The following is a 22,767-nucleotide window of genomic DNA, read 5'->3' on the forward strand; positions in this document are numbered from 1 at the left end:
TGCAAACCAATTTGGGCGAATTTGCAGAGTAAAACAGGCGAAATTGCAGAATGCAATAGCACAATATACGCGAATTTAGGACACGAATCACGAACTTGTGTATATGATATTAATTCATTAACAGATTTTTGTTTTTAGGCATAGCCATGATACACACGAAAGATTTTTGTCAAACTTTGGGGGGCATATCAATCTGGCAAAACAGTATGGAAGAACTGCCATTATCAACGGCCTCTATTTAATTTTAATATAATCAAGAAAACTTTCAAAACTATCAGATAATTGTTCAGGATTAAATCGACTCTCATATGTAATATAGAAACGCGAGTTTTCAATAAAAATCGGATCTCCATTATTTGACGCAAAGATGAAAGAATCTTTTGGCATAAAAGAATAATCATTCTTTAGATTCTCCAAATCTTCCAATGGGTAAAAATGGATACTCCCAAACTTTCTAGTATCTATCTCCACATTAATGGGATTCGCTTTGCGATATAATTCCACTATTCCAGAAGGCACACTTGATATGTCGCCAGTGTATGGTTCAAAAAAGTTTCTTGAGTCCTGATTCTTTGCTTTATTTATAAAGTCTTCAACTGTCATATTATTCAAGTATTAATGGATATGATTTTTCTATTGTGTAACAATGTATCTTACTCATGAGTTTCTTATCGTGATATACATTATACATGGAATAACTTAGCAATATGGCACCAATACCGATACTGACAGCCAATGCAGCAGGCCCACCAAACGCAGCTTGTACAGTAACAGTTATTGCGAGTGAAGCTACAGAAACTTTTACGTCTTTCCAAACGAAACGAAGTGCTTCATTAGTATGCAAACCATTCCTTTTAAGTCTAACGAACTGATAGATAGAGAATGTAATGATTGCAACAGAACCAGCAATTCCCATATTGCAAGCTTTAGTTATATTTTCTGTAACTTTTATTCCGAAATTCGAAAGTAATACGGTCATTGTATTAGTTGCTATATCACCAACAAACCTTGTACCCATATGATTCAGCAAACCGAATGCAGCACCTTCTAACCCTACTTTCCAACCATTTATCGCCGCATCTTTAATAGAATCGGGAGAAATGCCATTCTGAGCAATTGTTACGATAAAACCGATAGAAGCCCCAGAAACAAAACCAATTATCGCAGCAAGACTAGCCCCTTTTAATTCATTTTTTAACACCCTTTTTCGATTGGTTCGTTTTAACATATCCTCCTTGTCTATTTTGGGAGCAACAGATTCATTATGAAAATCACCATTGTGACCTTTTTCCAAATGCTCTTTTTTTGACTTGTAGAATTTAATATTGTCTGGATTAACTTGTTCTTCTGGATAGTCAGCTACATTTCGTTGATGATGCCCCTCGGCACCTCTAACAGTCCCTCTTTCTTTGATTTCCTGTCTCTGAAGTTCATTCCAATTTGCAGAGCCTTTACCACCCATTGTAATATCAGCTTTCTCATATTTCCAGGCCAATTTTACACCATTACTCCTTGAGCCTGTATAAGTCGGATTTAGTGCAAGAACTTGTTTAACTTTTGCATTATATCGTTGAGTTAATTCTCTAAGGTTAGACACGAACTCCTTGCATTGAGTATTATAGCGATTTGTCGTTGAAATAGTAGAAAACGTATTCATTGCCTGTAATGGGGTAGTCATTACGCCTTCGCTAACAAAGAAAGATCGCATATATATTGATTGGGGGCTATTCATTCTAAGATTATTTCTTTGGTGTATCAAACGAAAATTGAGTAAACCTAAATTTACCATTATCATCTAACTTATTGAAAATATAAGAATATACATGATTGTAGTATACCAAGCACTCATTTGTAAGTCTCCTGGCATCAAAGGCAAACAGATATTCAGATACCAGTCCATAGAGTTCTGTGTCTGATTTTTTATACTTTTCTTCATTCGCCTTGAAAAGCTCAAATGCTTTCTTGAAAGAGTCAACAGCTTTTTTATTGTACTTAATATCATCATGATGAGTTATCTCTGACATTTTATTCGATACAAGAGCAGAGAAATCTCTTGTCAATGAGTTATATAAAGTTGTTTGCTGCTGATCCAAAATGCTCTTGTCCAAACAGTCTTCATAGGTGGACATTTTTTTGAGTATTTCATCAAACTGAGACTGTCCCTTTGCCTGATTTATCTCTGATTTGAGTTTCGACAAATTAGCTAAGACCTTATTGTTTGCATCATATGCAGATTTGGCTTGTTCTTTTGTCTGTTTTAGAATAAAATCATTTATATCTGTAGAAACTTTAACGAGCTTACTTCTTGATTCCTGAATAACTGTCAAGACAGAGTCGTCCATATTGCACTTTTCAGAGAACACATTTAAAGCCAATTCTGCTTCATTTGCGAAGAATGTTCTTGTCTCAATTTCAACTGGCCAAGTTGCAACATTCAAGCAAAAAGAAAAATAGTCAGTAAAACACTTTTCTTCACCTGGGGCAAGGCAGAATTTATTTTTACCTGCAATTTGGGCATCCCAAATTAAATTTTCTTGTTTTAATCTTTCAAAAATTTCCATATTATAGATTATTTAAAAGTGAATCATAAACTCTTATTTTCCTTTCTTCAGAAACTATTTTTAAATTAATGTTATCATCATCGCTTGTATTGATATCTTTATCTAATGAAGCAATATAATCTTCAAAATCTTTTTCTAACTTATTGGCGGCTGTACTGAATGCCACTTCTGTGTCTGACCAATATTTAGAGTTTTGAGACAAATAATTACTCAACACTTTATTTTTGTCATATTCTTTAATAATCCTTTTCGCTATTTCTATCCTCCTATCGCCAAAAAATAGAACATATACAAAACTTGCTAAGATTGCTGCTAATCTTATAGCAAGCACAACAGGCGACCCACCTAAAGCAGCGATTGCTGCATAAGCTGCAGTTGTTCCACCTAAGCTGATACCCATAGCAGACAATACACTTACCCCTTTAGAAACAAGTATCGAAGTTCCTAATTTACCCAAACTTGATGCCCAAACAGATAATGCCCCACATGTTGCCGGTCCTTCCAAACTCGTTATAAATGACACTTTTACATTGAAATTTGCGCCAACATCAACACCATCTTTATTTAACGACATTGTTATAGAACTCTTAAGGTTCTCCAAGAACTTATCTATATCTTCTGATAATTCTTTTGAATAATTTTTAAGTACTGATGTATATGAATCATTAAGAAGATTCGACAATTTTGCGCTTAACTGCTTATTGTCTTCTTCTTTATTGCTCCAGTAGTTTTTCTCAATGATCTTAATGATATTTTCAACAGTAAGTATCTTATTATAGCAGTTTGTAATATCTACTGATGCCTCATGAGATAAATCCTTGATTTTTTTTATAATATTGGCTTTTCTGTTCTCGTTATCATTGATTCTTTGTGGTTCTTTTGCCTTGATTTCTTCAAGCTCTTTTTTCTTTTCTTCTCTTTTTGATAAGATTTCACGAGAAGAACGCAATTCTTTTTCTGAACAAGTTTTTTCGTTCTTGACATATTCTTTAACATAATCAACTACCGAGTTCTTAATAATTTCTGGTAGTTTAATAAGCAAACTCCTTAAATCATTCTCAAACTTGGTTCTCAATGACTTTTGATCTTTAGAGTATGTGAAGAAACGACAACGAAAATCATTGGATGTTGTATCCTGTCCAAGATTGTTCCAGTAATTTGACGACAAAGTTTTTTCAAATCTGTCAGCACCTTTCTGCAGAATAGTTTCAAGAGCATCAATAGAGCCATTTGAAACGGTATGTGCTTGAGAAGCTACAATATAAAGATTTGACAATGGCTTAAGTTGCCTATTGTTCAATGCTATTGGGGCAAGATTAGGTAATTCGCCTTGAAGCCAGTTTATATCATCTCCTCGCATGAATCCATTGGCTACTGACATATAAACGAGAACATCAACATTCTGATTTTTTTTAAGCAATGAATCATCTTCTTCTCTGTCCTTGGTTCCATAACCAGGCAAGTCTATCAAATCACAATTATTAAGAATATCAGATTCTACAAAAACCACAGCAGACGAAGCGTCAGAATCTTCAAATTTAGAGCCCTGTCTTGCACCATAGTCTTCAAGAATTTTGTAATCGCCTTCAGCTATACAAAATGATTTTGTATACTCTTGATCAGATAATTTTGTGTCGTCCCAAATATTTGTATTCTCATCAGACTTAAAAACCATAACATTATTTGAACAGTATTTAGGTTTATCTGAGGAGTGCTTAACGTAAACAATAATAGACGTTGTTGGCGTCCATGCTTCAGGAAGAGTTTTACTACCAATCAGAGTATTGATAAGAGAACTCTTTCCTACATCAGAGCGGCCTACGAAAGCTACTCTTGGTTTACGAGTCATCTTATTTACTGTATTTAGCAGTTTATGAAGATCAAGGTTAGGCGAACCTTCTGTACTTTCAGATTGTTTAACAAAACCATTGAGTTTGTTTTTGAACTCATCAACAGTCTGAAATGCGTCATCTATATCAAACTTTAATTCTTGCTTCTGCGCATCTATCAAGTTCTCTATTGGTTTTCCAACAGCTTTTGCCAACTTTGATAAAAGGTTTATATCTATTGGGGTTATATCCTCTATTTTTTTATAGTCAGATAAAGACATGTCTAACTTTATTGCCATATCCTTTTCAGAATATTGCAATGCGTTAATCCTTATTTGCTTTAATGTTTCATTCATAAATTTTATTTTAATTTAAATTATTCACAAAATTAGGCAAAAAACAGTTCGACCTTTTTGAAAATCTGGTTATTGATAATTCATCTCTTATTTTCTGAAATATTAATTGACTCCAAAGATAATCCGATATCTGTTAAAAATGGAATTAATACTATTCAAAATGCTTACCAACTAATATGTTACTTCTCTCCAATAGAATAGCATCAGCAATCACATTAAGTGTAATCAAGTCTGTAGGCACTCGTTAGATAAAGTTCTTCGATATAGCAGTATTACTCTTCGCAATCTTCCCACGAAAGAAAATTCCAGTCATGTCTTTTTCTGCCAAAACCACTTTAATGCGATTTTATTTCTTTCTTTAAGAATTCAAATATTTTAATTTTCATGCAAAGATATTAAAAAGAAGGAAATACACAAAGTTACCACAAAAAAACTTAACTATAAACATTGTTTTTAATAAATAATACGCAGGTTTAGGACAAGAATCCCAAAATTGCGTATCACATATTCAATTATTTTTTATGACCCATATAGAGCAATTGTTTTAATTTCTTTGCCATTTTTCATTAAAAATATGTGTTTTACAAGATTACCATTACAACAGAAGAATCAAGGAAAAAACACTGTCGGTAGTTGAAAGTCTTTGTAAAACACTAATCGCCTTTTGTGGTTATGGCACTTTCTTACTACTCTATCTATCTCATCTCCTCTCAAAAGACATATTATATAAAATTTTGTATAATCAAATATATTATCGTCATACCTAAGTTAACTCTTGTCAAATAAGTATATGGATATATATTTCCCATTCTCTTTATATACAAAAGTTACAACTAAAACCTTATTTGACAAGTTGACATTCCTCTTCTCAAGGAAAGAAATAGCCATATCAGATATTTCATTATTTTTTTCGTTTTATATTTTAAATCATACGTGAAGAACAAATTTTTTCATGAATATTCAAGCCATAAATCTATAGGAATGGTGTCATATAAACTGGAAGAAGAAGGGTATCTTTGTCCTTTTTCAAGTCATTTGTATAAATCAGATAACGTCTTTCTATTATATGAGAGAACTTCTCGCAAAAAGCATCAAGTGAAGCATGACTGTTATAGCCGGAAGATTTCACCTCTATAGGATGAAGTTTGGCTCCACGTGAGAGGAGGAAGTCTATCTCGTAGTTATGGGTTGCATCTTTCGACCAAGTATAATAGAAAAGTTTATTGCCCGAAAAAGCGAGCATCTGTGCTATTATATTTTCATAAACATATCCGAGGTTGGTGCTGAGTTTGTCATTCAACAGTTTCTGATAAATTACATTCTCGGTGTGATCTTTATCCCAAAAGGCAAGAGTAACAAACAAACCTGTATCGGCACAGAATATCTTGTATTTAGAGATGTCTTTTGTCAGAGACATACCAACATTCGGATCATTGGAATGATATGAGAAAAGAGTTGTCTTGCTATCTTCAAGGTTCTTCATTAGTTCCATAAGTTTGTTCTCGTCTATATTACCAAGTACGGCATACGGTTTATAGCGATTGCTTGCCTGACTCAATTGAGACGGTATTTCCATAAACAGCGTTTCCAAGCGTCCTGTTGGGTCAAGTTTTTGAAAATCGTCTTGATAAATTTTGATGATACCACGCTTTGCCATATCCACCATGCTGAAATTATTCGTTTTAATATAAGCATCTACCGCTTGTGGCATGCCACCTATCAGCATATAAAGCCTAAAGTCACGCATCTTGTCGCGGTGTGCCTTGCCAAGTGGCAGCCGCTTCTCATAGAATGTACTAAGCAAAGGAACTGTCGCATCGTCTCCCAATGCCCATCGAAATTCCTCGTAATCCATAGGATAAAGGGTGATGCGTTCCTCTTCACTTGGAAGTGTGATACTCTTTATATTCTTCTTGATACTGATGAGCGAACCGGTTTCAATATAATCGTAACGCCCATCTTTAACAAGGTACTTTATGGCCTGACGAGCAAGAGGACAATTTTGAACCTCATCAAAGATTATGACAGACTTACGTTCTTTAAGAACGACATTATAGAGTGCCTGAAGTTGCAAAAAGATAAAATCCTTATTCATAAGATTATTGAACAAAGACTTCACATCGTCAGAAGCCTCATTAAAATCAATGAGTATGTAAGACTCGTACTCATTTTTTGCAAACAATTCAACAAGTGTTGATTTGCCTACACGTCGAGCACCTTCTACAAGGATTGCTGTCTTGCCATTCTGAACACGCTTCCATTCGAGAAGTCGGTCATATAGTTTACGTTTGAATATTCGTTCCATTGTAGCAATTATATATTTGATTTTGATTGCAAAATTAATCTACTTCTTTGAATTACGCAAATCTTTTTGAGCAAAATATCCAAAAATACCGAATTGTTTTCATGGCAAATATCCAAAAATACCAAATTGTTTAGAGCGCAAATATCCAAAAATACCGAATTGTTTCCATAAAACCACATCTCAAATCACAATATTGCCACGCTACAAGTGTCTGGCAATGCGCATCCATATAGATTTGGTTTTCATGTTTATTTTCACGTATTAGGATTTCAAGCACTATGTAAGGTTTGATTAAACCCCAATCTCTAAGTTTGCAATATGAATTGCAATAAATAAAGAGATTGCATCGAATAAAAAGTTTATCAATTTATAAAAGTAAACTTTTATTCCGGGATTAATTTTCTTACCTTTGTTGTAAAAAGGAGAAAATTAACCTGACAAGGAACAAGACAAGAACCCCAAATGGGCTTAAAAGCCCTATGACTGTATTTGTCCCCTTGTCAAAGCTGCATAGACCGGATAGAATGCTTAGTCTTCGAGACTATTTAGAGTTGTTGAGTCAAGCTGCTTCCGGTTAATCTCTCCATTTATAACTACAAAGATATGAAAAAAATTATTATTGGAATTGATTTTTCGAAAGAAACTTTCGATGCGACCTTATTGGACTGTCGCAACTCAGAACTTTCAGAAGCAGTGCAATCTGCTGTCCATGAAAAGTTTACCAACAAGAAAGAGGGTTTTAAAGCATTTGTCACATGGATAAAGTCATCTGTAAAGAAGATAAACGCTGATGAACTACTCTTGTGTGGAGAAAAGACCGGTAAATACTCTTTGCCTTTAAGCAACTTCTTGTACGCCAAAGGTTATTCAATATGGCTCGACAGCGGACTTCGCATCAAGAGATCTTTGGGTATCAGCAGAGGTAAGAGTGATAAGGCTGACTCGTTAAAGATAGCCCTCTATGCTTATCGTTATCAAGATATGGCAGTATGTTACGTTCCTTTATCAAAGAATGTTTCCCGACTCAAAGAGTTGTTTCTGTTCCGCCAGCATTTGGTATCTCAAATGAAAGCAATGGCTGTTCGTAAAAATATCACGGATGACTTCAAGAAAGAATTAGGCGATGTAAGATTCATTGTTGATAGTTCAACCAAGATAATTAAACAGATAAAAGCCATCATTAAAAAATGCGAGGAAAAGATGCAGGAACTTATCGAAGAGGATGAGGAACTCAAGACAACCCACGATAGCATTACTTCTGTCAAAGGAATATCTTTGATTAATGCCGCAGCCTTTATCGCTTACACAAATAACTTTAAGGACTTTGGAGGCAATGCAAAGAAGATAGCCACATATTGGGGAGTAGTAGCATTTGCACAAGAGTCCGGAACAAGTGTACATAAGGTGGCAAGAGTAAGTAAGATTGCAAACAAAATGCTCAAATCCTTACTCACACAGGCTGCAAGAATTGCTGTTAGATGGGAACCCAAGTTCAGGCAATATTTTGAACATCTCATCAGCAGAGGAAAACATCAAGGGGTAGCACTGAATAATGTAAAGAACAAACTCATACACGTAATAACGGCATTAGCCGTATCAAAGGAAAAGTATAATCCCGAATACGAATGTATCAACAGATAAATGTAATAAAAAAATGAATAAAATGAATGGATAGAGAATAATCGGAATTCTTGGAACGCAACTGTTAAAAGTAACGTTAAAAACAAGATTTTATTTGGTGGGAAACATAGAATGCATTCATTATACCGCATTTGCTTAGATTTGCTATTGCCGGCATGCTTCCCTACCGCTTTAGTCCGCTTGCCGACATCTTCGTGGCAATTACATCTCGGCATAACCCACTACGCCTTCGATGAAACGGCAGCACATCTGCTCAACAATCGAACAAAATCAGTTGAGGGTTTTAATGCCCGATTTGGATTAAAATGGGAAAAAAGCAATATGAAATTTTGCTCTTCTAATACTTTATATGTAAATTTGTAGCGGAAAAGAATCCTTATGTTTCGCAAAAACGACATAACACCTTATGCTGAAATAGTTTAAACTTAATAAAAAACAATTATGAAAACAAAAAGATTGATTCTTATGCTGCTTGTGGCATTCGTGACCTCAAGCGCAATGGCTCAAAAACTGAAAATGGTGAAATTCACACCAAGTGTCAATAATCCTATTGAACAGATGGGATTATCTTTGGTAAACAAACCTAACGGCACCATGTACAGACTGCGTGAAGATATTCAGATTAAATCTCTCAAACCTACGCCAAGAACCTGTAATCTGGAGCAATTCATCACAGAAAAGACCGATTTCGGATATTTTGCACTATATCGCAAAGAACTCAGGGCTGATGACTATTCGTTTATCGTAACGCTGTATAACGAGAAAGCCGATATGTTCGACGAGATTGATTTGAATGAAGTATCTGATAATTACAACTGCGAACTTCAAGATATTCGCTACGAAAAAGGACGACTGTATTATAACTTTGCATGCCCTTCTTATTCGTCGGGACTCAACGGGCAGTGCTCATCGCTCTATTGCTTTGACATTGCGAAAAATAAAGTAATTTGGAAAACGCCATATCTGACAAGCAATGACATTTTCATAATACACGGCAACTACATCATTTGCGGTTATGGATTTACCGGCGAAAAAGACTATGTGTTCCTCGTGAATAAAGAAACCGGAAAGGTGCTTTCAAAGGTCTTGATAAAGTCGTCACCTCAATACATCGAAGTGAAAAACGGACACATCTTTGTGGTTGACTACAATGATAACGTTTACGACTTTGTGATAGCAAATAAGTAACACAAAACCGGAGGCATCTCATTACAGGTCAGCAAAACTTTGCCACAAATTGTCTTTGGGTAAGGGGGCTGTAACGGAGATGAGTTGCCGGGACACCGGATGAACGAACTCGATATGGCGGGCGAGCAGCGAAATACTGGCATCAGGATTGCTGCGACGCGCGCCATATTTCAAATCGCCCTTGATAGGACACCCAATGGCAGCAAGTTGGCAACGTATCTGATGATGACGGCCGGTGAGAAGGTTTACCTCGACAAGGGTGTAATTATCAGAAGAACCGATGACGCGATAACGCAATATGGCTTTCTTGGCGGCATACTCTTCATGGTCGAGAGCATAACTCTTGTTATGCGACTGATTGCGGTAAATCCAATGCACGAGTTCGCCCTCATCGTTGGCCGGGCGATTTTGAACTATTGCCCAATAGGTCTTGCGAACTCCGCCATCGCGGAACATATTGTTGAGTCGTGTGAGAGCCTTGGAGGTACGTGCAAAGACAACAAGACCGCTGACAGGACGGTCAAGACGATGAACCACGCCAATGAAAACATTGCCGGGCTTGGCGTATGCTTCCTTTATATACTGCTTCACCTTCTCTGACAATGACACATCGCCGGTCTTGTCTGCCTGTACTATCTCGCCACTCGATTTATTGACGATAATGATATGGTTGTCTTCGTAAACTACTTCCATGATAATATATAACAAGAGGAAGAGCCAAAATGCCACTACACCGGAGTAGATAATAGGCGACTCTTTGACTCCTCCTCGTTTTGATTATTTCTTTTCACGTACTAAATATTCGCTCATCGCTCCGCTCGGCTCCGCCAGGAGACGCTTTCGAAGCAAAGCGAAGAAAGAACGCTCATCGCCCAACGTTCATCGCTCAACGTTCATCGCTCAACGCTCATCCCTCATCACTCATCACTCAACGCTCCGCTCGACTCCGCCAGGAGATGCTTTCGAAGCAAAGCGAAGAAAGAACGTTCATCGCTCAACTACATATTCATACCGCCATCAACCTGTATCACCTGACCGCTGACATAACTTGACAGGTCGCTCGCAAGATAAAGTGCCGTATTGGCTATATCTTCAACATTACCACCACGACGCAGAGGTATCTTGTTTATCCACTCCTTGCGTATATCGTCTGTCAGAGCCTGAGTCATTGCAGTGTCGATGAAGCCCGGCGCAATGGCGTTGGCACGTATGCCTTTCGGTCCCATCTCCTGCCCGATGCTCTTGGCAAGGGCTATAAGTCCGGCCTTTGAAGCAGCGTAGTTTGACTGACCGGCATTGCCATGAACACCGACCACCGACGACATATTTATTATTGAACCGCCGCGCTGGCGCATCATCACAGGAACACATGCGTGAATGAAGTTGAAAGCCGATTTAAGATTTACAGCAATCACCGCATCCCACTGTAGTTCGGTCATGCGGAGCATCAGTCCGTCCTTTGTGATACCGGCATTGTTTACGAGAATATCGATGCTCCCGAACTCTTCCTTTATCTGCTTCACAATGTCTTCAGTCTCTTGGAAATTGGCCGCATTGCTTGCATATCCCTTTGCCTTAACATCGAATGCTGTAATCTCTGCCTCGGTAGCCTTGCCGTTCTCGTCGATAACGAGGTCTGTAAATGCCACGTTTGCGCCCTCGGCGGCAAACTTCAACGCGATGGCCTTGCCAATTCCGCGTGCCGCACCTGTAATAAGCGCGGTCTTACCAATCAGTAATCCCATATTTTCCGTAATTTAATTATTTATGATTTGTCTTTTCCCTTACAGGTACAGGTTGCATGCATGTCGCAGCAATCGTCTGTCAAGGATTTATCTTTATACCCGATGCACCGTTGCGCCCCAATGCTCCGTAAACGACCTTGGCAACAAGGGGTTTGCTGGTTTCCGGTGTCATGCCATGACCGAGACGACCATAGATGAAAGGAACCTCAAGGCCTTTGATGCAATAGTGGGTTATGTCTGCGACGAGTTCCACGCTGTCGATGTCGAACTCGCCATCGGCCTTGCCCTCTGCATATACCTTGCGGAAGATTTCTATCTCGTCTTCGTCGAAATTCTTTCTCACCTTCTCCACCATCCATATATTGCGAAAAAAGGCCGCGCGCAGGTTTCCGTTACGCATCACGGTTTCCTTGATTGTGGTAAGATGTGTGTAAATGAGTTCGATAATCTTTTCTTGAGGCTTTATCTTCATTGATGCCACCTCATCCATACGGTCGGAAAGGCGTTCCAGTTCTCCTTCGATAACTGCATAATACACGTCTTCCTTACTGTTGAAATAGGTGTAAAGAGTACGCCGCCCCTTTCCCGAAGCTACCGCAATGTCATTCATTGTGGTGTTTTCAAGACCGTTTTTGGCAAATAATTGTCGAGCCACATCTACGAGTTTCTGCCTTGTCTTGGATATTGACATACTTCTTTTCTCCACTTTTTTATCTATTGCACATTATCTTTACCATGTGCAAAAGTAGTTTTTTTATTTCATTCCTCCAAATATTTTCATGCGGAATGTGCTGAAAATACCAATTTATAAGTAGTTGTTTTTAGACAGAAAGACATGTTTTCATAACAGAAAGACAAAAAAGACATAGTGTTTAAAGACAAAAAAAAATAGTATTTAAAGCCCCATCGGGCATTAGAGTCCTTGACTGATTTTGTTCGATTGTCGAGCAGATGTACTGACGTTTCATTGAAGGCATAGCAGGCTACGGCGAGATAAAATGGCTGCGCAGATGGCGGCAAGCGGACTAAATCAGCAAGGAAGCATTCCGGTAACATCAAAACTAAGCACATGAATCGTAATGGCAGATTGGAGTTTAAGCCAAAAAAGATGCGATTCAAGGATAATGAATTGCGTAATTTTGTAGTTCGTAGTTGACTCTACAAATGGATATACCAAGTACGAAAAAAACAAAAAAAACAATATTTATTTGGATATGTGGGAAAAAAGCAGTACCTTTGCACTCGCAATTAAGAAAAAAGGTCTTTTAAGACACTTGAACTTAATTGATTATATCGCGGAGTGGAGCAGTTGGTAGCTCGCCAGGCTCATAACCTGGAGGTCGCATGTTCGAGTCTTGCCTCCGCAACACACGAAACCCAACAATTAGTTGGGTTTCTTTTTTTTGCTACGTCAATACTCTGCACATGCTTCCGGTCGCAGTTACCTCGGCTCAGTAGAAAAAAGGATAGGGTTTGTCTATATAACAAAAAACACTCAACTCTTGGCATAAAAGTAGTTGAGTGGAGCAATTTTGTATTTTGCGGACACTAATGTAAAAGAACAAAACTGAAGTAAAACATAATGAGCCCGGTGCAATACCGGACTCATTACTATATAGATTTGGATAATTAGAATTTAATTCAACATCCAATTTATCAAGAGCAATTCGGTTTTACCACTCATCAGAAGTCTCTTCGTCAAACATATTATTCTCCTTTGCTCCTATTTCTTCGTCGTCGGGATTGAATCCACCACCTACACCAGGACTCGCAGTCAGCATGATGTATTCGCTATTCAGACGTACAGCCTCTGTTACCGGTATAATATATTTCTTTTTTTCCATAATTATTTTGTTATTATTCCTTCGTTGTTATTTAATAATTACCTTTTGTCCATTCTTGATAAAGATACCATGTTGTGGTGTATCAACACGCTGTCCATTGAGGTTATAATAAACATCCTCAGAAGGTGTATCAGCATCAAGTGACATGATGCCGGTTGTTGAGGAATCATCATCAGAGAAGGAGAACGTTACCTTAGCCCCTGCAGGTACGCCGGCTAATACTGCATAAGCCTTATGGATGGGGAATTGATTTATGGTAGTTGTAAGTTTCTTAAAGATACCTTTCTTCTTTGAAATTACATAAACAGGACCGCCATTCTCTGTTGGAGACACAGGTTTTGAATTTACGGTAACACCATGCATGATGTTGTTTGTAATGTTGAAGGTCTGGTCATCTTTCTCACCGATAGCATAATAGAAATCGGCTGGAGTGGCTTCTTTGTCAAGAACCTTCAGCAATACACCTGTATAGGCTGGTACATATCCATATGCGCCATTAGGACCTCCATTTTCGTCTATACTCTTCATCCTAACATGATAAGTAGAAGTACCGTATTCACCTTTGCCGTCTTTAATATCGCTGTTCTTTGAAACGAAGGCTGCAACATCAGTGTGATGATTTTCTTCCTTGTAAACACTGAAATCAACATCGAACTCACGAGCAAATGTACCAAATTTGTTTGTGATATTTACGCCCGGAATCTGGTATTTAAGCTGTGAAGTGAAATCAAAAGAACTCGGTTTGTAATCATGAGTAGGAATATTATATACTTCCTTTTTCCACGCACTCTTATATTTTTCAAGTGCCGATTTCTTTACATATATATTAGTTGTTGATGCGAACTCACTGTAGTTGTTATTGGTTTCATCCAACTCAAAGCGAGTAGTACTCAACATCCTCTTAGTAGGCTCACTCTCAAGGAAGAACACACTCTCCACGGTACTCTTATTATCTTTAATGTTAGTAACGAAAGCCTTGGCACCGATATATTCAATGTCTTTTTTCACTACCACTTCCTTCACTTTATCAGTAGTCTTCTGGAATGCATAGTCACCAATCAAATTCACATTGTAAATCTTGTCTTTGGTAGGATGTTTAACGCTTGTAGGCAACACAAATGTATGGTCTGTGGATTTCGTTTTGAGCATATCCACTACGGTTTCAGATACAGGAATATACTCTTCGGTGCCTACATCGAATGATTGTTCTATAACTCCTTTAAATTTATTGTAGAAATCTTTTGAATTATACTCATCATAAAGTTCCTTACGAACATGGATGGTGATGTTATCAAACATACTTTTACCATTAGTTTGGGTACCATCATCGAATGACATCTCGTTTGTAGCCTGGTTAATATTGGCCGGGTCAATCACCTTATCGCAGAGGAATGTAATCAAATTCAGGTTAGTGCAGAGACCGAAGGCACGCTTTTCTATCTTAGTTACCAAGTTGGGGATTACCACATTCTTCAGCACCTTACAATCATAGAAAGCATATTCACCGATAGTCGTGATAGAAGGAGGTAGCAGTGTAAAACGGTCGTTGGCCTTACCTGCAGGGAATATTTTCAATGTTTCCTTATCCTTAGACAAGAGGTAACCATCAACACTGGAGTAAACTGTGTTATCTTTACTCACATTGATATCTGTGAGTTTAAAGCAGGACTTGAAAGCCTCGGGACTAATTTTTGTAGTCTTGTCTGAGATATTTACAACAGTTAGAGCCTCACACTTGTTAAAAGCTTCGCGTTCGATTTCATTCACGTTCTTAGGAACGGTAAATTTCGTCAATCCGCAGTCTGCAAAAGCACCCTTACCAATAATTTCAATCTCGGCATCGTCAGGAAATTCCGCCGTAGTCATACCCTTACAACCCCTGAAAGCATTGGTTTTAATAGTCGTTACTGTCTTGGGAAATTTAAAAGACTCAAGTTTTGGCAAGTAGGCAAAAGCATCTGATTCAATTTCTTTAAGTTGACAACTTCCTTCGAAATTGAAATGCTTCAAATTTTTAGAGACTGTATTTACAACCGATTATTACTCAATATTTTATAGATAATAAGTCAGAAATATGGTTGTTATTTTTAATTGCACATTCTAAAAGGTGAAGATTTAACGCTTTTATTGATTATTAACTCAAAAAGGACATCAACTTGGGTCGTTTCTTCTCTTTTCCTTGCTATTCGTTTCCGATATTCCACTTTTGTTTTGGTCTATCTCATATGTACTGCAAAGGTATTGATTTTTGTTTGATATTGCTCCTTGCTTGCTCCTTGTCGTAGATTAATTTTCACACAGGAATTTTTGTTCTCTTTCTATAGGGGCTTGAAACAATCCATTTATTGGAAACAATTAAAGACGGAGCTGGTTTGCCCCAGTGCTTTTTAAGAAACAGGGCAATTATTTTATCTCCACAAAGGCTCTTGTTCCCAATTATGAGGAAAGCCTAATAAACGAGTTCTTACTGATGGGTATTTCGATAAAAGCTGCTTGAAATCTGCAACAAAAGTGTTGCCCATAGAAATGGAGTTAAGCCAATACACCACATAGCAGAGTTGCGGATAAAGTGTTTGTTCACGGAACGAGAAATCCGTAATCCATGTGTTTGGCATACGCATAGGCATCATTGGCTTGACAGGAAAGACCCGATTTGACAGTCTTGAATGATGGGCGCAGCAATTACGAAGTACGGGTCTGGGTACGGATTAAAAGGCTAAGTGATTATTTCCAGTCATTTAGCCTTTTTAATTATCTAATTTTTCCCCACATTTTCCCCACAGCTGTCTATTTATATATTTTAGAAACATATTTTTCCGTAAAGTTATGTACCTTTGTCGGCAAATAAAGATATTCTCGTCAAACAAATATAAATAATATAAACATGGAAAAAAACAGAAAAAAACAAATCGTAGTTTTGAGTATAGCTTTAGTTTGCATTTTCATCTTGGTATTTTCATTGTTCCATAAATCAGCGACAAAAGATAGCGCAAATCCTCCTTTAACAAATGTTTTGACTGATAGCATTTCTCAAATTGTCTCAGCTTGTCCTGGCGAAATTGGTGTGGCGGTTATTGTTAATAACAGAGATACGGTTAAGGTCAATAATAAGAGTGTTTATCCTATGATGAGTGTGTTTAAGGTTCATCAGGCATTAGCTCTTTGTAATGACTTTGACAATAAAGGAATTTCACTTGATACCTTAGTAAATATAAATAGGGATAAACTTGACCCAAAGACTTGGAGTCCTATGCTGAAAGATTATTCAGGGCCAGTCATATCATTGACAGTGAGAGATTTGCTGCGTTATACTCTTACTCAGAGTGACAACAATGCAAGCAACCTTATGTTTAAGGATATGGTTAATGTCGCTCAAACAGATAGTTTTATAGCCACACTCATTCCTCGTTCAAGTTTTCAGATAGCTTATACGGAAGAGGAAATGTCGGCTGACCATAACAAGGCTTACTCTAACTATACATCTCCTCTTGGTGCTGCAATGTTGATGAATCGTTTGTTTACTGAAGGTCTTATCGATGATGAGAAACAAAGTTTCATTAAGAATACGTTAAAAGAATGCAAAACAGGTGTAGATAGGATAGCAGCTCCACTTCTTGATAAAGAAGGGGTTGTTATAGCGCATAAGACAGGTTCAGGTTATGTTAATGAAAATGGTGTTCTTGCAGCTCACAATGATGTTGCCTATATATGTCTGCCTAATAATATCAGTTATACCTTAGCGGTATTTGTTAAGGATTTCAAGGGAAATGAATCACAAGCGTCACAATATGTTGCGCATATATCAGCTGTAGTATATTCTTTATTAATGCAAACTTCAGTAAAATCTTAAACTGCACTTGCTTTGATAATTAATGATAAACAATCTAAAAGCACTCTAATCGTTATCGGAGTGCTTTTAGATTACTAATCAAATTGCTTCTATTATAATTTGAATCCTCTACTTTTTCTTTCTTCCTGTTGCGGCACTCTTGCTCCATATCTAAGCCTGTGCCATTGCTCCCTGAACCAGTCGGCAATCGGCTTCCTGTTTATTGTCAGGTTCAGCCTGCTTTCATCGTCAGGGTCATTTTCCACCCTTAAAATATCATCCTTTATATCAAAGTTCCGCCTGTGTTGCTCGGAATAGATTTTACCGCTACATTTCAGGGCTTCTTTTTTGACTATAAGACTTTCAGTCATTTCTTTAGAGAATCCCAGCATGGCACAAAACTTTTCCATGCGCAGCATTTCCCTGAACATCGGAAACCACCTGAAAGCCTTGTCTATGATTCTGGCGAGCCGTGACAGTTCTTTTTCTTTCATGTCAAGTTCCTGCCTGTGCATTTCTCTGAGATTGTGGATTTGCGTATCATGCTGTTTCTGCATCTGCTGTACTTGGCTCTGCAATTTTTCAATATTGGTGTTCCGTTTTGAAACCTCGTCTTGCAGTTTTTCGTTGGCACGTTCCAGTTCTTTCAGTTTTCCACTCCCGAAAAGAGAAGCAACTCCACTAGTTATGGCTGTCGCTGCCGTGGTGGCTGTCTTCTTTAACTTGTCAGTGCGTATTTCTGATTTCACCTGTTTCAGTTCCTGCTCGGCAAGATTTATCTGTTCTTCTTTGTGCCGTTTGGCTGCATCCATGCGTTGCAGTTCAGCTTTCTGCTTCTCAATGATAAAGTCGTTCCGTTCCAGATGCTCCTTACCAGTGACAGCCTTTGACTGCCCGCGTTCCATCAGCAGGATGTCGGATGCAAGGGTCTGCATCTGCATCATGTCATCGTCATTGAGCTTTCGGCTCTTTCCTGTTTCGTGGTTCATCCAGTCGAAAACGATATGGGCATGATAGTTCGGCTTGAACCATCTGTCCCCGACTTTGAAGCTTTCCCTGTCTTCCGCTTCCGGCTGACCGTTCAGCCAATGCCCTTCATCCTTGTGCAGGAAGATTTGCAGCGGTGTGATTCCCCAGCGTCTTTGACACTCCTCACCGAATTTACGCACGTCTGCCAGTGTGGTGTCCGACCTGACAAGCAGCACTCCTTCACGTATGGGGGAGCATCCCGCAATCTTGACTATTTTACCGTTCTTGCCTTTGCGTTCACGCTCCTTTTCCTGCATGGCACGTCCGGTCTTTTCCTTTACCATCTGTCTGATATTGTCATAATGCATCCGCAAATCCGGACTGCCGAAGTCGGGATTTATCCACTGTTCGTTATCGGTGGATAGTTCAGGAACGACATAGATTCTGGACTCTCCGATGTGGCGCATGTATTCGGCAGTCCTCCTGTTGTGAGCCTCGCTCGATGCGATGTTGCAGGGCTTGATATGTATGCTTGATTTTGTTGCCATAGATACTTGTTTTTTGGTTTGTACTTTATTGTTTGCTTTTCCGCTGTCCGTAAACGCATGGGGTTCTTAGGGGTGCAACCCATAAGCGGAGATTGCAAAGAGAGGGTCACTCTTTGCTCTGGGTTCTCAGGGGAGAAACGCCCTGAGTGGGTCATTAGGGTAAAACCCTAATCCCCTCGGGAGAGCCCACAACTACGTAAGCGGAGCGTGTAGTTATAGTGGGCTATATCAATGGCAAGCCATTGTCTGCAAACTCCAGCCTACGGCTTCCGCTCTCCTCCGTCAGGGAGGTTTTTCATCATCGTTGCCGATTGGAGATGCACCGACCAGCACAAGGTCTAAATCGTCTATCAGTTTTTGCAGGACGGGATTCTTCTCTATCATCCGCTGGAGGATTCTCTCAGCCTCGACCAAGTGGTTGGCTGTACTCATCACCTTGCCCTCCCGTATCTGAAAGATAATCCAATCGGCTATGTCGATATGGGCTTCTTTTTGTTTCGGGGTGGCATTCCTTTCGATGATGTCCGAAACCACCACCTTACAAAAGTACATGCTCTCGGCTCGCTGTTTCCACTCGGCATAAGCATCGGCATCGGGAAAGAGAAGCACGGTTCGCCCTGACAGTACACGGAGTTTCTCTTCTCTCATCTGACTCTTACCACCCGTAGCCAGCCATACATAATCGGGGAAGATAGCAGAACCGATAACGGCACTCTTCTCGGATTCCACCAAGACCACCACCTTGTCGGGATGCGTTTTCAACAAGTGTTCCCCGAAAAGGCATTGGGATAGTTGCCAATCCTCTGCCAACACACGCTGCTTTTTCAATATGCTGTGTATCCAGTTCACTGCCGATGTCTGTCCTCCCTTGATACGGTGTCCGTCTTCGGGATTGTACTGCATCACCTTTCCCGTGCGTACCTTGCCCGTCCTGTCTATCTGCCAAAAGATAACAGAGCCGTCACGGGTAGCCCCCAAACGGTATTCCTCCAACAACCGCTTCAACACCTCTTTCGCCTTGTCGCCATAGTAGGAAGTAAGGAGTGTGAAGAGGAAACGGAAGAAATTGCTACGCTCGCTTTGCGACTTCTCCACATAGTGAGGGGGAATATAGCCGATGGCTGTCGGCTTACTTTGCTGCTTCACTTTCTTCTGCTCTGCTCTTTGCCTGTCAAAAGAGAAATCATTGGTAGTTCTGTGTTCAGGATGCTCTTGAAAATACTCTTTCGGAGTGTAGTGATACCCACAACCGCTTTCGTGGTTACATCTGCCGACCGATGGATGCAACGGCACATTATTTTCGTCCACGTAATAGACGAAAGAATGCCTGTCTCCGCATTTGGGGCAGGTATGCCGTGTTGCCGTTCCTTTATACTTCTGTAATGAATAATTGCCCATAGCTTAGTCCGTTTTTGATGGTTGATTGTCGGCTGTCCCATCCTGTCCCATTGTCCCACACTCTAAGGGTTGGGACAGTGGGACACTTGGGACACCTGCGTTTTTACTCTCTTTGCTGCGCTGGATGATACGGTTTACGGTGGACTTGCCACAATTCACCTGTGAGGCTATCTCCCTGACGGACTTGCCCGATTGGGAGAGTTGCAGAATTTGGCAATCCCTTTGGCTTGATTCATTGTCGCCCAATTTTTTCAAGTGTTCCTTTTCCGTGGAATAGCCCCTGAACACGAACTGCAAGAAAGCATCCACCTTGTCAATCTCGTAAACGATTACATTATCCGCATCATGAGAGAACGTGCCATAGCGCACTTTAAGCTGCTTCACATAGCGAAGCCCTCCGTCTTGGGCACTTTTTCCAATGGTGAACACGCTGTCAAAGAAATTGTAGAGCCGTTTGCTTCCGGCAAGGTCGTTGGATGTGATGGGACAATCCAAAGAGCGTTTGGGCGTATGTGCTAGGACAAGGATAGAGAGCGCATATCTCTTTTTGAGATTGTTCAGCTGAATCATCAGCCGTCCTGCGGCATCGCCTTTCTCCATGGCGCAACACAGGTAGGTAAGATTGTCAATGATGAAAATCTTGCAGTCGGTCTGCACAGCCATCTGTTCAATGCCGCCTATGATAGCTTCCTCAAAGTTGGCATCCAAAAGCTGGTTGCAGTCAATAGACACCCGATAGAGTTTGTCGGGAAAGGTGTAGAGCTCTCCATGCTCGTTGGTATAGCGGAGCTGGAACTGCTTTTCGGACAGTTCAAAGTCCAGATACAGCACATTGTCGGTTCGGGCGATGCGGTCGGCTATCTGCACGGCAAGGATGGACTTGCCCACGTTGGAATCGGCAAACAAGCAGGAGAGTTCCCCCTCGTACCAAAAGCTGTCCCACAGCGCACGGGGCGTAGGCAATAACGATGCTTCAAGAATGGTTTGGTTTGCCGTCTTGATATTCATCATGCCTACACTGTCGGGCATACCGTTATGCGCTTGGGATGCTTTTGTGAGGTCGCCACGTATCAGGTTGATATAGTTCTTATCCTCTTCCATATCATTCACCAGTTACGTGGGTTGGGCTTGCGACGGTGGGAAGAGGATAAGGACTTGTTCAGTTCCTCGTCTGACAACGGTATGGGATTCTTTCGGGCGGTTTCCAGCCACTTGTCCAGTTCGTCACGGTAAAGGCAATAGCGTTTGCCGGGCTTGGTGGCAGGGATTGTCCCTTCTGACAGTTTCATGTAGAGCGTACCCTTAGGGATACCTAAATACTCTGCTGCCTCGTCCACAGACATGGGCACGTGGGTGTCCACCGTTTTGGCATTGTTCACACTGCGCTGCTCGGCGAGCAGGCTTTTCAGGCTCATCACTTCGTCTCGAAGCTGAGCGACAACCTCGGGGAGGTCGTTGAAGGTAAGAATTGATTTTTCCATTCGCGTACTCGTCTCTTTTGTAAGACTTGGCGCAAAGGACTGAAATGATATATCCGTGAATATCTCCACGACACGTCATTGCAAAATAATTCCCGAATAATTAAGCCCAGCCATAAATGACGGGTAAAATTACTCGGGAAACGATGTAAAACAGGCGGTTATGAGTTACCGGATGGTTGTCGTTGGTGTCGTGATTATCCTAATTCCGCACATAATCCTCGGGATAGTGGAAATCAAGTTTGCCGTTTTCGGGTTCATCAATGGGAATTTCCGTCTTTAACGGCTCTACCTTGAAATTCTTGATGGTTGATAAGTCTGTATCAGCAAACGATTTCGGGAAAAGGGCTTTGATGAACTTGGCACGGTTATCCCCATTGTAGTATCTCTTGTACAGGAAACGCTCAGAGATATTCCATACGAAGTGACGGAGTGGAATGTTGTTGATGTCTTTGGTAAACGGTCTTTGTATGGGCTTCGGGGTATAAGTGTTAAGATTCATCCATTTGTCCACCTCAGTACAGATGTGGTTCACGGTTTCTTGGTCGGCAATGCGAGGCAGGTAATAATGGCAATACTCCATGACCATGCGGATGCGCTCTTCCTTTTCCCGTTGCTCTCTGCTTGCGTAATTGGCACGGTTCTTTTCGTGAAGATCCGGGGCGATAGTAAGCTCTATCGGTTGTGTTTGGATAAGTGTCTCTTCTTTTGTCGGGGATGATTCGGGTACAGGCTCAGGGACTGATGTAGGTCCAGGCACAGATGTGGCTTCTTCAAGTGTATTTTGTGACAGTTCTTCCTGCACCTCTATGGCTTCGGCAATCGTTTCTTTCTTGCCGAACTTGATTTTGTAGATTTCGTATGTATCAAAGATAAGTGTCTGAAAGGAGAGATAGAGCAACCATCCCAACAGGTTACAGCATACGAATACTATCCACCTGACAAAGTTGTCTTGGTTGAAGCTGTCCGCTATTACCAGCGTGGCAATGGAAGATATTAGGACGATGGCGAAGCCGACAAAGCCCAAGATGATGTATTTGTCCTTGATTGATGATTCCATATTTCGTTGAGAGATT

General features: G+C 39.9%; 18 protein-coding genes, 1 tRNA gene and 1 pseudogene. 5 read left to right on the plus strand and 15 right to left on the minus strand.

What is annotated here, in order from left to right:
* Window positions 1-234 precede the first annotated feature (234 nt).
* The 5 genes from EHV08_RS05030 to EHV08_RS05050 all read right to left on the minus strand — a co-directional run bounded on the left by EHV08_RS05030 (window position 235) and on the right by EHV08_RS05050 (window position 7,051).
* Window positions 235-603: a hypothetical protein gene (locus EHV08_RS05030; RefSeq protein WP_126678357.1), complete on the minus strand. Its 369-nt coding sequence runs from the start codon at window positions 601-603 to the stop codon at window positions 235-237.
* A gap of 1 nt (window position 604) precedes the next feature.
* A complete protein-coding gene (locus EHV08_RS05035; protein ID WP_158676050.1) occupies window positions 605-1,678 on the minus strand; it encodes a hypothetical protein in 1,074 nt (357 codons plus the stop codon).
* Window positions 1,679-1,739: 61 nt separating this feature from the next.
* Window positions 1,740-2,561 (minus strand): hypothetical protein, encoded by an 822-nt coding sequence (locus EHV08_RS05040; protein WP_126678359.1) that lies wholly within the window; start codon window positions 2,559-2,561, stop codon window positions 1,740-1,742.
* 1 nt (window position 2,562) lies between these two features.
* Entirely contained in the window at window positions 2,563-4,746 is a 2,184-nt protein-coding gene (locus tag EHV08_RS05045; RefSeq protein WP_126678360.1) for a dynamin family protein, read from the minus strand.
* A 973-nt stretch (window positions 4,747-5,719) separates the two neighbouring features.
* Complete coding sequence (locus EHV08_RS05050; protein WP_126678361.1) at window positions 5,720-7,051, minus strand: ATP-binding protein; 1,332 nt, start codon at window positions 7,049-7,051, stop codon at window positions 5,720-5,722.
* A 603-nt stretch (window positions 7,052-7,654) separates the two neighbouring features.
* Here EHV08_RS05050 and EHV08_RS05055 point away from each other — a divergent pair.
* Both EHV08_RS05055 and EHV08_RS05060 read left to right on the plus strand, forming a co-directional pair.
* Window positions 7,655-8,692 carry an IS110 family transposase gene (locus tag EHV08_RS05055; RefSeq protein ID WP_126678362.1) on the plus strand — a complete coding sequence of 346 codons (1,038 nt, stop codon included), beginning with the start codon at window positions 7,655-7,657 and terminating at the stop codon, window positions 8,690-8,692.
* A 441-nt stretch (window positions 8,693-9,133) separates the two neighbouring features.
* Window positions 9,134-9,880: a hypothetical protein gene (locus tag EHV08_RS05060; protein ID WP_126678363.1), complete on the plus strand. Its 747-nt coding sequence runs from the start codon at window positions 9,134-9,136 to the stop codon at window positions 9,878-9,880.
* A gap of 21 nt (window positions 9,881-9,901) precedes the next feature.
* On the opposite strand, the gene EHV08_RS05065 is transcribed toward EHV08_RS05060, so the two are convergent.
* Window positions 9,902-10,573, minus strand: a complete 672-nt coding sequence (locus EHV08_RS05065; RefSeq protein WP_126678364.1) for an RluA family pseudouridine synthase — start codon at window positions 10,571-10,573, stop codon at window positions 9,902-9,904.
* 80 nt (window positions 10,574-10,653) lie between these two features.
* Here EHV08_RS05065 and EHV08_RS05070 point away from each other — a divergent pair, with 80 nt between their 5' ends.
* On the plus strand, window positions 10,654-10,932 hold the full coding sequence (locus EHV08_RS05070) for a hypothetical protein (protein ID WP_126678365.1): 279 nt from the start codon (window positions 10,654-10,656) through the stop codon (window positions 10,930-10,932).
* Here EHV08_RS05070 and fabG read toward each other — a convergent pair.
* The gene (fabG, locus tag EHV08_RS05075) at window positions 10,879-11,625 is read right to left on the minus strand and encodes a 3-oxoacyl-[acyl-carrier-protein] reductase (protein ID WP_126678366.1); all 747 of its coding nucleotides are present in this window, start codon (window positions 11,623-11,625) and stop codon (window positions 10,879-10,881) included. The genes EHV08_RS05070 and fabG overlap by 54 nt on opposite strands.
* A gap of 79 nt (window positions 11,626-11,704) precedes the next feature.
* Entirely contained in the window at window positions 11,705-12,316 is a 612-nt protein-coding gene (locus EHV08_RS05080; protein WP_126679420.1) for a TetR/AcrR family transcriptional regulator, read from the minus strand.
* A gap of 603 nt (window positions 12,317-12,919) precedes the next feature.
* Between EHV08_RS05080 and EHV08_RS05085 the strand changes: the two genes are divergently transcribed.
* Window positions 12,920-12,992, plus strand: a tRNA-Met gene (locus EHV08_RS05085).
* Between the two features lie 306 nt (window positions 12,993-13,298).
* On the opposite strand, the gene EHV08_RS11535 is transcribed toward EHV08_RS05085, so the two are convergent.
* Both EHV08_RS11535 and EHV08_RS05090 read right to left on the minus strand, forming a co-directional pair.
* On the minus strand, window positions 13,299-13,469 hold the full coding sequence (locus tag EHV08_RS11535) for a hypothetical protein (protein WP_203227052.1): 171 nt from the start codon (window positions 13,467-13,469) through the stop codon (window positions 13,299-13,301).
* Window positions 13,470-13,496: 27 nt separating this feature from the next.
* A pseudogene (locus EHV08_RS05090) lies at window positions 13,497-15,491 on the minus strand (leucine-rich repeat domain-containing protein); the annotation flags it as partial.
* An 862-nt stretch (window positions 15,492-16,353) separates the two neighbouring features.
* Here EHV08_RS05090 and EHV08_RS05100 point away from each other — a divergent pair.
* A complete protein-coding gene (locus tag EHV08_RS05100; protein WP_004339683.1) occupies window positions 16,354-17,319 on the plus strand; it encodes a CfxA family broad-spectrum class A beta-lactamase in 966 nt (321 codons plus the stop codon).
* Between the two features lie 92 nt (window positions 17,320-17,411).
* On the opposite strand, the gene EHV08_RS05105 is transcribed toward EHV08_RS05100, so the two are convergent.
* From EHV08_RS05105 to tnpC, 5 genes are all read right to left on the minus strand, one after another.
* Window positions 17,412-18,815 (minus strand): hypothetical protein, encoded by a 1,404-nt coding sequence (locus EHV08_RS05105; protein WP_004292734.1) that lies wholly within the window; start codon window positions 18,813-18,815, stop codon window positions 17,412-17,414.
* Window positions 18,816-19,097: 282 nt separating this feature from the next.
* Window positions 19,098-20,213 (minus strand): DUF6371 domain-containing protein, encoded by a 1,116-nt coding sequence (locus EHV08_RS05110; protein WP_004292742.1) that lies wholly within the window; start codon window positions 20,211-20,213, stop codon window positions 19,098-19,100.
* A 3-nt stretch (window positions 20,214-20,216) separates the two neighbouring features.
* Window positions 20,217-21,314, minus strand: a complete 1,098-nt coding sequence (locus tag EHV08_RS05115) for an AAA family ATPase (protein WP_004348225.1) — start codon at window positions 21,312-21,314, stop codon at window positions 20,217-20,219.
* A 5-nt stretch (window positions 21,315-21,319) separates the two neighbouring features.
* Entirely contained in the window at window positions 21,320-21,694 is a 375-nt protein-coding gene (locus tag EHV08_RS05120; protein WP_004338328.1) for an excisionase family DNA-binding protein, read from the minus strand.
* Window positions 21,695-21,893: 199 nt separating this feature from the next.
* Entirely contained in the window at window positions 21,894-22,751 is an 858-nt protein-coding gene (tnpC, locus tag EHV08_RS05125; protein ID WP_004339687.1) for a transposon Tn4555 protein TnpC, read from the minus strand.
* Window positions 22,752-22,767 lie beyond the last annotated feature (16 nt).

The organism is Prevotella koreensis (assembly GCF_003977605.1).
Classification (GTDB): domain Bacteria; phylum Bacteroidota; class Bacteroidia; order Bacteroidales; family Bacteroidaceae; genus Prevotella; species Prevotella koreensis.